Source organism: Streptomyces sp. NPDC001339 (assembly GCF_042895955.1).
Classification (GTDB): Bacteria; Actinomycetota; Actinomycetes; order Streptomycetales; family Streptomycetaceae; genus Streptomyces.
On sequence record NZ_JBIAWT010000002.1, the window covers coordinates 780,993 to 792,660 of the forward strand.

At 67.0% G+C, this 11,668-nt stretch carries 15 protein-coding genes and 2 pseudogenes; 5 read left to right on the forward strand and 12 right to left on the reverse strand.

Annotation, left to right across the window (positions count from 1 at the left end; translation table 11 throughout):
• The first annotated feature begins 258 nt into the window (after positions 1 to 258).
• The 4 genes and pseudogenes from ACFY12_RS08525 (at position 259) to ACFY12_RS08540 (ending at position 2,448) form a co-directional block, all read left to right on the forward strand.
• On the forward strand, positions 259 to 585 hold the full coding sequence (locus ACFY12_RS08525; protein WP_390714970.1) for a DUF6087 family protein: 327 nt from the start codon (positions 259 to 261) through the stop codon (positions 583 to 585).
• A gap of 600 nt (positions 586 to 1,185) precedes the next feature.
• Complete coding sequence (locus tag ACFY12_RS08530; protein ID WP_390714971.1) at positions 1,186 to 1,485, forward strand: hypothetical protein; 300 nt, start codon at positions 1,186 to 1,188, stop codon at positions 1,483 to 1,485.
• 127 nt (positions 1,486 to 1,612) lie between these two features.
• Positions 1,613 to 1,883: pseudogene (locus ACFY12_RS08535) on the forward strand (ATP-binding protein); the annotation flags it as partial.
• Between the two features lie 127 nt (positions 1,884 to 2,010).
• Positions 2,011 to 2,448, forward strand: a complete 438-nt coding sequence (locus tag ACFY12_RS08540) for a YbhB/YbcL family Raf kinase inhibitor-like protein (protein ID WP_390714972.1) — start codon at positions 2,011 to 2,013, stop codon at positions 2,446 to 2,448.
• 330 nt (positions 2,449 to 2,778) lie between these two features.
• Here ACFY12_RS08540 and ACFY12_RS08545 read toward each other — a convergent pair whose 3' ends face one another.
• Complete coding sequence (locus tag ACFY12_RS08545; RefSeq protein WP_390715087.1) at positions 2,779 to 3,300, reverse strand: hypothetical protein; 522 nt, start codon at positions 3,298 to 3,300, stop codon at positions 2,779 to 2,781.
• Here ACFY12_RS08545 and ACFY12_RS08550 point away from each other — a divergent pair.
• Entirely contained in the window at positions 3,217 to 3,588 is a 372-nt protein-coding gene (locus ACFY12_RS08550) for a hypothetical protein (RefSeq protein ID WP_390715096.1), read from the forward strand. The two genes, ACFY12_RS08545 and ACFY12_RS08550, sit on opposite strands and share 84 nt — an antisense overlap.
• A gap of 26 nt (positions 3,589 to 3,614) precedes the next feature.
• Here the strand turns inward: ACFY12_RS08550 and ACFY12_RS08555 are convergent.
• From ACFY12_RS08555 to ACFY12_RS08605, 11 genes and pseudogenes are all read right to left on the reverse strand, one after another.
• Positions 3,615 to 3,752 (reverse strand): annotated as a pseudogene (locus ACFY12_RS08555) (hypothetical protein); the annotation flags it as partial.
• On the reverse strand, positions 3,698 to 4,360 hold the full coding sequence (locus ACFY12_RS08560; RefSeq protein ID WP_390714973.1) for a recombinase family protein: 663 nt from the start codon (positions 4,358 to 4,360) through the stop codon (positions 3,698 to 3,700). The pseudogene ACFY12_RS08555 and the gene ACFY12_RS08560, both read right to left, overlap by 55 nt.
• Positions 4,361 to 4,461: 101 nt before the next feature.
• Positions 4,462 to 4,722 carry a hypothetical protein gene (locus ACFY12_RS08565; protein ID WP_390714974.1) on the reverse strand — a complete coding sequence of 87 codons (261 nt, stop codon included), beginning with the start codon at positions 4,720 to 4,722 and terminating at the stop codon, positions 4,462 to 4,464.
• The gene (locus tag ACFY12_RS08570; protein WP_390714975.1) at positions 4,712 to 5,650 is read right to left on the reverse strand and encodes a TRM11 family SAM-dependent methyltransferase; all 939 of its coding nucleotides are present in this window, start codon (positions 5,648 to 5,650) and stop codon (positions 4,712 to 4,714) included. The genes ACFY12_RS08565 and ACFY12_RS08570 overlap by 11 nt, the downstream gene beginning before the upstream one ends.
• A 12-nt stretch (positions 5,651 to 5,662) precedes the next feature.
• Positions 5,663 to 6,325 (reverse strand): hypothetical protein, encoded by a 663-nt coding sequence (locus tag ACFY12_RS08575; protein WP_390714976.1) that lies wholly within the window; start codon positions 6,323 to 6,325, stop codon positions 5,663 to 5,665.
• A gap of 389 nt (positions 6,326 to 6,714) precedes the next feature.
• Positions 6,715 to 7,371: a class I SAM-dependent methyltransferase gene (locus tag ACFY12_RS08580; RefSeq protein ID WP_390714977.1), complete on the reverse strand. Its 657-nt coding sequence runs from the start codon at positions 7,369 to 7,371 to the stop codon at positions 6,715 to 6,717.
• A gap of 168 nt (positions 7,372 to 7,539) precedes the next feature.
• Positions 7,540 to 8,886 (reverse strand): IS630 family transposase, encoded by a 1,347-nt coding sequence (locus tag ACFY12_RS08585; RefSeq protein ID WP_390714978.1) that lies wholly within the window; start codon positions 8,884 to 8,886, stop codon positions 7,540 to 7,542.
• A gap of 80 nt (positions 8,887 to 8,966) precedes the next feature.
• The gene (locus tag ACFY12_RS08590; RefSeq protein WP_390714979.1) at positions 8,967 to 9,737 is read right to left on the reverse strand and encodes a transposase; all 771 of its coding nucleotides are present in this window, start codon (positions 9,735 to 9,737) and stop codon (positions 8,967 to 8,969) included.
• Positions 9,738 to 9,764: 27 nt separating this feature from the next.
• Positions 9,765 to 10,133, reverse strand: a complete 369-nt coding sequence (locus ACFY12_RS08595) for a helix-turn-helix domain-containing protein (protein WP_390714980.1) — start codon at positions 10,131 to 10,133, stop codon at positions 9,765 to 9,767.
• Positions 10,134 to 10,303: 170 nt separating this feature from the next.
• Positions 10,304 to 10,789, reverse strand: a complete 486-nt coding sequence (locus tag ACFY12_RS08600) for a hypothetical protein (RefSeq protein WP_390714981.1) — start codon at positions 10,787 to 10,789, stop codon at positions 10,304 to 10,306.
• A 362-nt stretch (positions 10,790 to 11,151) separates the two neighbouring features.
• A complete protein-coding gene (locus ACFY12_RS08605; RefSeq protein ID WP_390714982.1) occupies positions 11,152 to 11,655 on the reverse strand; it encodes a hypothetical protein in 504 nt (167 codons plus the stop codon).
• Positions 11,656 to 11,668: the final 13 nt, after the last annotated feature.

Sequence of the window (11,668 nt, forward strand, 5' to 3'; positions counted from 1 at the left end):
TTGGGCTGCGCGAAAGTGCGGGTCGTACCCCCGTCATGCACAGTGGATACCGAGATCCCGGCTGGCCACGAGAGCGATGGCATGCCCGAAATTCGTGTCGACAGCAGCAGGCTTACCAGCACCACGTTCTTGATCTCCGGTCACAGCTCCGTCATCGTGGACGGGGCAGGTTTGAGTCGCCCTCTGAGCGCTTGTCGGAGCGGGTATGGTGTGAACCCAGGGTGGCGCACGGAGCCGCGGTTCCGCCACGATGACGCGATGGATGACGAGCCGCTGGACGGCTGGGCGCGGCGGCGCGAGGAGCGCCGGGCCCAGTCGAAAGGAAAGCTGTGGGCAGTGCCACTCACCGAGGGCCTGCATCGTGGGGCGCACGTTGATCCATGCGCGTCGCGGGTGATCGCGGTGTGGAACGGCACGGAGTGGGTGAGCGTGGGCGTCGTTGACGAATTGACGACCTGGCCGGCGCCAGGGCCCTGCTCTACCCGCCCCAGCTGGTCGAGGTGCAGCCCACTGAGTGGGACCGCCCGGCACTGGGCAAGGGCCGCGGCCGGCGTCGACCTCCCTAATCGCGCTCAATCCCCTTGAGTGTTGTGGCCAGGGCAGACGGGCCGGTAGACAGGGCTCCGAAGCGAGGAGTTGACGAGGGGGAGAGGCGCAAATGCTCGACCGGCTGAAACCGAAGAGCACCCGGATGGAACGTGGTCTGGCCTAGCGCACCCAAATGGTCATCGCGACCCGTGCGCCCATCGTGGCAACTCGCGGACCGTCGAGAGGACGTGGACTCGCTCGTTGGTGAGGCCGTATTCGACAGCGAAGCCCTTCGCGAGTCCCTGATGGAACTGATCGGTTGTCTCGCCCCCAGCGGGCCCTGAAGGCGACGGCTGAGGACCCCCTGGCCGCCGTCTCTGTGCTCCTGGTCCTCCGCCTGTCCTGGCTCGTCTAGCGCAACAAGATGTTTGGCCTCGATTCCGAGGCCACGGACAGTCGCAGTGACATGTGCCGACGGCGGGTCGACGGCGACACAGTGCGTGAGTGGCCGGACTTCGCCCGAGGTCAGGCAGCGCTCACCACCGCCGCGGAAGCCTGGTATGTGCTCTCGAGTGCGAACATGGACCTGATGCCGGTGGACTGTCAGGACGCCGAGCTGGACGCCGCTGCCCTGGTGCTGGCGAAGGTGCTGCCGGGATGCGACTGCCACGTGAAGGTTGTCTGGGCCTGGCCGACGGCGAGCTCACCCAGCTCGGCGCGCTGGCTCGCCGCCTGGCCCGCTGCCTGGAGGCCCCCTGGCGTGCTCGGATCGCCTCGGTCGAACTCGTGGTCTGGGCTGTTTCCCGCGAGTCCTACCGGTCCCAGCCTGCTCCGCCGAACCTGCCCGCCGTCACTGGCGCGTCCCTCGTCCGCCTGACCCAGTCCCGGGCGATCCCCATGCCGGCCACCTGCGCCTGCTCGACGCCCACGGCGGCGTCGCGGCCTGGATCTCGGTGATGGTCATTCCGACCTTCCCCCGAGGAAATGCACACCCCCGGTGAACAGGAATGGCTGCGATGCCTGTCGGAGATCACCTGCACCCACCCCAGCAGCAGCCAGGAAACGCTGGTGTGCCCCGAAGCCAGTAGTCGATGAGGTCGGCTACCAGCCCCTCGAGCGGGCTGAGGCGAACCTGGTCTTCCAGGTCATCTCGAAGCGTTACGAGAAGGACTCGATCATCCTGACCTCGAACAAGACCTTCAGATGAATGGGGACAGGTCTTCGGCGATGAAGTCCTCGCCACCGCCATCCTCGACCTCCTCCTCCACCACTGTGAAGTGACCTTCATCAATGGCCCCAGCTACCGGCTCAAGAGCCGCCTCAAGGCCATCGAGCGAGAAACCGAAGTGGCTTGACCCGGCTCCGGTTGTTACGCAGGCTCCTTGCTCGGCGGGATGAAGGTGTCGGCGCCATCAGCATCCTCGACATGCCCGTAATGCCGCGCAGTTAAGGGCCCGGAGGCGGTGTCAAGACTGGTCCGGGGTGCCGGACGGTACGCCGGAGTTGGTCCTGCTCTGCGAGGACCCTGATGCCCCAGGCGGGGCGTTCCTGCACTGGTTGGCCACCGGTATCGATCCGCGGAGTTCCGGCGCGGCGGAGGGGGAGGCACCGCCCGGAGGCCAGGCGTGGCCCTACGGATTCGGCCGGCTGGGTTGGGGCGGTCCCATGCCTCCGCCGGGACACGGGGTGCATCGCTACTTCTTCCGGCTGTGGGCCGTGCCGGAATCGCTTCCCTTTCACGGCAAACCAACAGTTGATGCAGCGCATCGCGCTGTAAAGGGCCGTGAGCTGGCGAGCGGCATGCTGGTGGGCACTTGCGAACGCTTGCCATTGCTGCGGACGCCAGCGGAGCCGCCCACGGACGGCGGTGACCCGGATCACTGCGCGGTGACGGATCCCTCCGTTTTTGACAGGGGCTGAGGGGACCAGTCGGGCAAGGAGAACGGTAACCACGTTGCTCCGTTCGTGGAGGTGATGGACACCTCCACAGGTTCGTGATCGGCAACGAGAATGGTCGCGCCACGGCCGCGCAGTAGCCCGGGCCTTAGCTGGCCACTCCCGGCTGCATTACTCAATTGAGGTATTGCTTCGCCAGAGCCGAATCTGTAGTCTAATTAGGGAAGTTCGATTTCGCCGGTGGCCCACGGCTGGTTGGTGAATGGTGAAACTCGGACCTCGGACACGTTTTATATGTACATGTTTGAGAGGGTTGTGACTCTACGGTCATGACCCTCTTTGGCATGTCGAGGGTCAGTGTGAGCCCGAAGTTCTCGTACAGGGGGCGCTTGCGTTCGGGCGGGGTGGCGAGGATCCGGTCGGCCATCGAGCCGAGCACGGAAACCATCTGCGTGATCTGGTCTGCGGTAAGGATCTCGGGCTGGGCTGACGTCGTGGCCAGGAGATCTTGCTGGGCCGAGACTTTCTCGGCCTGGGCCTGGTTGATCCATGTGGCGACGAGCTGGGGTTCGGCTCCGGCGTCGAGCGCGGCTTGGTACTGGGTGATGCGCCGGTCGCATTCGGTAATCGTTCGCTGCGCTGCCGTGGCGGCTGTCGTGGCGGGGGACTGGGCGTCCTGCTTTGTTGCATGGCGCGGAGTGTGGCGGTCAGCCGTCCGGGGGCGAAGGTCGTGGCGATCCACTTGTCCAGTACGGGGAGGATCACTTCCTCGCGTACGTAGACGGTGAGGGGGTGGTCGAGGGCGGTGTTCTTGGCGTATTCGGTGGTGTAGCGGCAGCGGTAGTGCGGTTTCCTGTTGTTGAAGGTGCCCTGCATCTTGCGCTGGCAGATGGCGCAGCGGAGCAGACCGCGCAGGGCGTAGCCGCGGTCGGTGGGGCGGGGCTTTCGCTCAAGGTGCTTCTGTGTGCTGCGGGCTTGGCGCTTGGCCTGTGCGTGGGTGAAGGTGGCCTGGGAGATCAGCGGTTCGTGGACCGGCTGTGCGGACCAGATCCACTGCTCGGGGTTGTTCCAGGCGAGTTTGGTGCGGTGGCCGAGGGTGACGTCGTCGATGTCGAGAGGACTTCGTCCTTGCGCTGCTTGTTCCACACTTCGTGGCCGGTGTAGCGGGGGTTGAGAAGGATGGCGCGGACCGCGCCCTTGGACCAGGCGTAGCCAGGTCGATGGGGGTTGCGGTCACGGTCGTGGGCGGAGGGGCAGGGGATACCGTCGCAGGTCAGACTCTCGGCGATGGCGTAGTACCCCTTGCCCCGGAGGTATTCGGTGAAGATGCGGACGACGACCGGGCGGCGGTGTCGGGGTCGGGCTCGAGACGGTGGAGACGTTTGCCGTCGGCGGCCTTGGCCGGGTTGGGGTGCGAGCCCGCGTCGGCGATCCGGTAGCCGTAGGGCGGTCGGCCGCCGAGGTAGCGGCCTTCGATCTGGGCTTGGGAGGCCATGGCGGTGCGCACGCGGATCTTGATGCGGTTGCGTTCGCCTTTGCTCATGCCGCCGAAGACGGACATGACCAGGTCGTGGGCCTCATTGTTCGGGTCGATGGCCCCGCCCACTTCGGGGACCCACAGGGGTACGCCGAAGTGGACGAAGAGGGGGAAGGTGTTGCCGAACTGGTTGCCGTAGAAGGTGCGCTGGGGCTCGCCGATGACCACGGCGTCGAAGCCTCGGTCCGGGTCGCGGAGGGCGTCGAGGAGTGCGGCGGCTTGGGGGCGGCGTTTCCAGGGCAGGGCGCGGGAGTGGCCTGCGTCGAAGTACTCGGCGACGATTTCGCCGCCGGCGGGTTCGATGAGGGCGCGGGCGCGGGTGAGCTGCCAGTTGCGGGAGGTCTCGGGGTCCTGGAGGTCCTCGGTGGAGCAGCGTCCGGCGAAGGCGAATCGGGTCATGGCGGTCTCTGGTTTCGTGTGCGGCGGGCACGGCGGATGACGGTGGTCCGTGGTACCTCCTGCTCTGCGAAGAGGGCCAGTCGTCCGCCGTGCCCGCTGGTCTACTGGGTTGGGTGAGCTGGTGATGCTTCCTTTAGGCGGTTGTACTCCTCGCGGATGAAGTGCAGCAGGGCCTTTGCCGCGCTGTCGGTGAGCGGTGGTGGCGTGTCGGGCAGGCGCACGGTCAGCCCGCCAACGGGCTCTGGGCGCGGTGCCCATCGTTCTTCAGCGGCGTCGGTGGTTTCCGTGGGCGCTGTTGGCGGCCCAGCCTTCACGGAGTCGACGCTGACGTCGATGCGCCCCTCGTTGCCTTCAGTGGTCACGACGGGGTCTGCGGGAGCAGGTTCGGGAGCGGAACGCCGCCGCGCATGCCGAGTTGTCGCTCGTGGGGCACGGTTTGCCGGTTCCGCTCTCGGGCCTGGTGAAGACGAGGACGTCCTCGTGCTGCACGACGGAGAGGGGGATGCCTTGTCGGCGGGCGTCGCGGACGTTCTTCATCTGGAAGAACGAGGGGCGGGTGATGAGGTGGCTGTTGCGGATGCCGGCGAGGAGGGCGGCGCAGCGTTCGGTGGGGGTGAGGCCGGCGGCTTTGCCTGCGGCGAGGACGGCGGAGGGCAGGTCGATGAGTTCGCCGTGCTCGCGCCAGGGGCGGGTGGTGACGACGACGGTGCCGCTGGGGCGGAGCATGGTGCGGCACTGGGTGAGGATCTCGGTGAACGCCTCCAGGAGGTGGGCGGTGGAGACGTGGGCGAGGTTGGCGCGGTCATGGCTGTAGCGGAAGTCCTTCTTCACCACCCCACGTTCGCCGGACTCCCGGGAGGAGCGGACCTGTCCATGGACGCTCGGCCCGTACGGGGGTGAGGTGACGACGAGATCCACATTGCCGTGGGCAACGGCGGGTGCGAGGGCGGTGAGGTGGCGGGCGTCGCCGCGACGTACAACGCCAGTACCGGTGCCGCTTGCTTGTGCGGCGGTGCGTGTGTTGAGTGAGGCGAGGGTGGCCCATTTGGGTTCGTATTCGATGCCGAGGGCGTTGCGGCCGAGATGGAGGGCTTCGACGAGGGTGGTGCCGATGCCGCACATCGGGTCGAGGACGAGGTCGCCGGGTTGGGTGTAGGTGCGGATGGCGTGGGCGGCGATGCCGGGGTGCATCTTGGCTGGATGGGCCGCTGAGCCTGGGGCATAGCGGCCATTGCGCTGGGCCGGGGCGGAGGTAGGTGCGGTGTTCCACACCGAGCAGGGAGGTGTCATGAGCGGGCTCCTTCAGGCGCCGGTGTGGTGGATGGCGGAAAGGGCGACCAGGTCGCTGTGCGCCACGCCTGGGCTGGCGTCGGTGGGCGGGGTGGGGATGAGGCGGTCGTCGGCGGGGTGGGTGTGCGCGACGATGACGTGCTGGAGGTAGCGGAAGCCGGCGGTGCGGGCGCAGGCGATGAGGGAGCCGAGCGGGTCGGTGAGGATGCCCTCGTCCCGGCGCTGACGGGTGGCCAGCAGGAGCAGGCCGTCGGCGGGCAGGAGGCGGTGGGCGCGGTGGAAGAAGCCCGGCCAGCCGTTCTCCATCGCGCCCGGCATCTCGCTGACTCCGCATGCCGGGAAGTTGGTGGGGTCCGGGAGAACGTCGGGGTGGAGTTCGGCGAGCAGCATGGACAGTCTGCTGGGGGTGCCGTCGGTGTAGGTGAGGACGGGGGTGCGGGCGTCCATGCCCGGCTCGGTGTCCCGTACGGAGATCTTCAGCAAGGGCGCGGGCAGGTGTCCGGGCCGGGTGGTGAACACGGTCCGGATCCGCTCGATCGCCCAGTCGGGAAGGACGGTGCCGGGAGCGGGTGCGGCATGCGGTTCGTCGGGGGCGGGGAGCCAGATGGTGGTCGGCAGGGGCCGGGTGGCGCGAGGCCGGGCAGTGGGCGAGGGGCTGTGTGGAGTGGTGGTCATGGGCTGGTGGGCCCGGGAGGAAGGATCGAATCCGTCTGGTGCTGACGTGAAGTAATAGAGAATCGGCCGGGCGGTTTTGACATGGTTGCCGCGTGCGTTCGAATCGGTGAACCGGCTGAAGATCTGCATCTGCGCCGCGACGGCGGACGGTCGCGATCGGGCAGTCTTCCCAGGCCAACCCCCTAGCGAGCCACTGTCGAGCCACCAGCGAGCCAGTGCCGAGCCAGTACCGCAGGGCCTCGACATGCCCAGTCGGCGTGGCCGAAAGATTTTTCTGTGTTCGATATCGAATGGCGTATCGGCGGTGCCACCTGACCCTTTTCAGCGAAGTTAGGCGACCGGAACTCGTTGAGCTGCTAGGACTGGATTGAGTGAGGCGGAGAGGCAGCTCATCGGTGGCGCCATACGAGTGTGTAGCGCCAGAACAGCCGACGGCGCAGTCGTGCGCCGGGCAGGAGCGAGTGGGCCTCGCGGACGATGTCGGGGAAGCTCATATCCGCTGGTCGGGTCCTGGCCGTCATCGAGATCGGGCGAGGCGCTGTGCGGTCCCTGTTTTTGAGCCAGCCCATGGCTGCGTTGAGTGGGCTGGCCACGGCTCCGAGCAGGTAGTCGCCTGGAGTCGCCGGGTGAGACAGTCCAAGGATCACGAGGGTTCCTCCGGGCGCCAGGTGCTGGCGGAAGAGGGTGAGAGCGTCGGTGAACGGCAGGTGGTGGATCGCAGCGACGCACGTGATGACGTCGTAAGAGTCTGAGGGGATCCCGGTCAGCGCGTCTGCGGTCGTGAAGGTGACGGGGGATGCCGGAGGGGTCAGTTCCTTTGCCTGAGTGGTCATCTCCGGGTCGGAGTCGATGCCGTGCACCTTGCCGGCGCGCGTGGCCAAGAGCCTGGCCAGGTCGCCACTGCCGGAGCCGACGTCCAGGGCACTGCCGAAGCGTCGGGGGAGCTGTCGCAGGATCCAGCGGTGGTAGTGGGCGTTGTGGTCCCACGGGTGAGCGGCATTGAACTGCTCAAGAGCCCGGAGGACGCGGTGCGGCAGTGTGGTCATGCTGACACCCCATCAGGGTCCTCGTGTCTGCGTCACCTCCATGGAGGAAGTTCAGCTGCGTCGGTCCAGGAGGACGTAGTTGCTTGCGGCGCCGGGCACGACATCCGGTGCTGATCGACAGGGCTCCGCCCCCGCACGACTTAGTGTGATGCGCCAGAAATCATGTGCTTAAGTCTCTCGCTGGTTTTCGGTGGCTGGCGGAGTGACCTTGGTGAGGTAGTCGGCGAGGGAACTGAGGATCTCGTCGGCGGTCTTCGTCCAGATGAAGGGCCGTGGGTTTTCGTTCCAGATATCGATCCACGCCTTGATGTCGTCCTCCAGGGCCTTCACGGAGGTGTGGACGCCGCGGCGGATGAGCTTGTCTGTCAGCAGGCCGAACCACCGCTCGACCTGGTTCATCCAGGAGGAACCGGTCGGGGTGAAGTGCACGTGGAAGCGGGGGTGCTTGCCCAGCCACGTCTTGATCTCGGGGGTGTTGTGGGTGGCGTAGTTGTCGCAGACCAGGTGGACGTCGAGCCCGGCGGGCACGGTCTTGTCGATCCGGGTCAGGAACTTCTTGAACTCGATCGCCCGGTGGCGGCGGTGGAGTTCCGATATGACGGTGCCATCAGAGATGTTGAAGGCGGCGAACAGGCTGGTGATGCCGTGCCGGTAGTAGTCATGGGTGCGGCGTTCGGGCATGCCCGGCATCATCGGCAGTACCGGCTGGGACCGGTCCAGCGCCTGGATCTGGCTCTTCTCGTCCACGCACAGCACCACCGCCTTCTCGGGCGGGTTGTGGTACAGGCCGACGACATCGACGACTTTGGCGACGAACTGCGGGTCGGCGGACAGTTTGAAGGTGTCCTGCAGGTGCGGCTTGAGGTCGAACCGCTTCCAGATCCGCCCGACCGTCGACTTCGACAGGCCCGAATGCTTCGCCATCGAGGCCCGCGACCAGTGGGTGTCCTTGCCCGGCGTGGCCTCCAGCGTCGCCACGATCACGTCCTCGACCTGGTCCAGCAGGATCGACGGCGGCCGGCCCACCCGCGGCTCGTCCGCCAGCCCGTCCAGCCGGCGGGTGATGAAGCGGGAGCGCCAGTTGTTCACCGACCGCTGGCTGACACCGAGTTCGGCGGCGACCTGCTTGTTTGTTCCGCCCTCCGCGCACCGCAGCACGATCTTCGCGCGCAGCGCGAGGTACTGTGCCGTCTTGGCGCGCCGGGCCCAGCGCGTCAGCTGGGCGCGCTCATCGTCGGTGAGGACCAGGTCTGCCTTGCGGCGGCCCGGCCGCGGCGCGTCCGTCAGCGCATCCATCCGCCGCTCAGCGAACCGCGTCCGCCACTTGCGGGCCGTATCCGCCGTCACCCCGACCTTCGCCGCCACCCGCACGGTCGGCAGTCCCTCGGCGCAGGCCAGGACGATCCGCGCCCTCTCAGCCAGCCGAGCGCCTTCCGCCCCATCAGCCCAACGCGTCAGCTCCACGAACTCCTCAGCGGACAACACGACTTCAACAGCACGAGGCCCCGGCGACATAAGAACACCCTAGCCACTTACATCCCAGATTTCTGGCGCATCACATTAGTGGTCGGCTCCGTAAATCCTTCGGGGGTTGATCACGCTGCCACTGCGGCGGAGGATTCTTCGTGGTGATCGGCGGTGTGCCGGTCGAGTCTGGCCAGCAGATCGTCCAGGTCGGAGGTGGTGAACTTCCACTGGAACGGCTGTGCCGTGGTGTTGTAGCGGTCTTCGAAGGCTCGGAGCCGGTCCCTGGCCTCGGCGAGGTTGGTGAAGTCGTTGGGTGAGATCACCTTGCGCTGGACGACGGAGAAGTAGATCTCCACTTGGTTCAACCAGGAGGCGTGCACGGGGGTGTGGACCATCACGGTGTTCGGGAACGCTGCGGTGAGGCGGTCGGCGGCCTTCTGCCCACGGTGGGAGGAGCCGTTGTCGACGATCCAGTACACGCGTTTGGCGCTGGCGTAGGGTTCCTGGCTCATGACCTGGGTGACCAGGTTCATGAATGGGTCGATGCCAGTGCGTTCTTCGGTACGGCCGAATACCTTGGCCCGGTGGACGTCGTAGGCGGCGAGGTAGGCCAGGGCGCCGCCGCGGCTGTAGGTGTGGTTGACGAGCATCGCGCGGGCCTGGCCGGGGGCGAGGGTGGGGTGGCAGCGGCAGCGGGCCTGGATCGAGGTCTTCTCATCCGCGCTTATCACGTACTCGTCCTCACCCAGTGGTTCGCCCTGCCAGGTGCGGACGTACAGATCCAGCACCCGGGCAGCCTTCGGCCGGAAGCCGGGGTCGGTGATGAAGATCCAGGATCGGTGCTGCCAGGGCTTGAGCGCGTCCTCGGCCAGCCAACGGCGCACGGTGGAGGCCGACACGAAGTGGCGATGCCCCGCCGGGCGGCCTCACGGGCCAGTTCCGGACACGACCAGCGCGAAAGCGGCACCCCGCTCTCGGTGGGCAGCCGACAGACCAGCGCCTTGGCCTCGGCGGCCTGCAGCAGTGTGAACGAGGCCGGGCGGCTTGTAGCGTTGACGGTCTTTCAGCCCGTGCAGGCCCGCCCGGGCGAACCGGCCACGCCAGCGGCGCACGGTGTCCAGGTGCAGCCCAGTCTCCCGGGCGATACGCGCGTTGGAGCGTCCGCGCGCGGCATGCAGCACCACCTGCGCACGCACCCGCAGCCGGTACTCGGTCTTGTGGCTGTAAGCCATCTTCTTCAGCCGCACGCGGTCGGCGGCATTCAGGGCTATCGGACAGGCAGTGCGGACAGGCATGGCGGGCAAACCGATCGGCCGAAATGGATCACGGGCAAGCCGCAGCCTGCCCCGCCCGCCGCACAGACGGAGCCCACACGTCGCGGTGGGCGCCGATCAGGTAGATGCAGCACATGCCCGCACCGCTGTTGCGAGCCGGGGTAGAACCAGCTGGCCGCGTCAGACCCTGTTCACAGCGCGGCGGCCCGGCTACGTACCAGTAGGTTTTGCGTCCCCAGGCCGATCGCCAGATATGCGTAGAGCGACACGGCCCCCAGCACACCGACCCCGGTCACATGGTCAATCCACAGGCCCAGCCCGAGGTGTACGCCCACCGAGGCAAGCCACAGCCCCGTAGTGGCCACCGTCCCCTTGCGCAGCACTACGCCCTGAGGGCCACGCCAGATCCGCACAGTCCGCGCCCTAACAACGCCGAAGCCCGCCGCGACGGCCAGGCTCACCACCAGGAGGATGACAGGCAGTGCCGTCAGCGCGTGATCCTTGACGACCGACAAGACACCAAAGGCGGTCCCCGCGACACCCAGGACGCCCAGAGCCCCCAGGGCGACCAGCGAACCGATGCGCCGCACCGGACGGGTGCGCAGTTGCTGACGTATCACCAAGCCGACCACCACCACGAGTATGACGAAGGCAGCCCCGCCATTCACACCGTGCACCTCAGCTCCTCCTGTGGCCCCGCGCTCGGGCGGCGCAGTACTGCCCTATTGTGCGAGGGTTTCCACGGAGCCATCACAGGGGCCCCTGGACTCAGCCGGCTGCCGTGCACGTGCGTCACCGCGACTCCTACGTCGACGGCGACCTGCCCGACGGCGCGTGATCAAACCAATGTGCCTGTCCTACAGCGGCTTCGCCGCACAGTGAGGCTTCGCGCTCTACTTGGCCAACAGCAACCGTAACGAGGGCATCGTCCTGCCCACCGGCATCTGCGGCCAACACACATAGCCGACTCCGCAGTCAATCCCCGAAGGATTTACGGAGCCGACCACTTAGGTTCACTGAGATAGAAGCGAGCCGGCCATCAATCCCAGGAGTTGAAGAGCGTCGAGCCGAGAGTGTTCGGCTGCCACTGCTCGATCTGCCGCAGCTCCGCCGTGGACAGGGCAGTGGTATCTGCACCCGTCGGCGGTGACAGGAGCAGTGATGCGCCCAGGACGGTGAAGCCGAAGTCGTTGAGGATGGTCGCCCAGGCCGGAGGGTCTTGAAACTCGTCGGGTGATGGGTGGCGCTGGTCGCCCACAAAAGCGATCAGCGGGTACTGAGCGTGGAACAGCACGACGTGTGTGCCATCCCGGTTATCGATCGTGCCGCTGTGGAAGGTCTGCGGGTACCGCTGCTCCTCAAAGTTCCTGACCTGCCCGCGTGCGGCCCGGGCCGTGGCGTGCAAAGCGGTGCGGCACACCCGAGGATCGGTCTCGGGCAAGGGTGGGTCGCTGAGATCACAAAACCCCGTTGCCCCCCGCTCCAAACGGAAGGAAGCCTGCGAACCGTCCACCTTCACCCCCATCCCGAGCAGGTCGCTCACACTTCGATGTCAC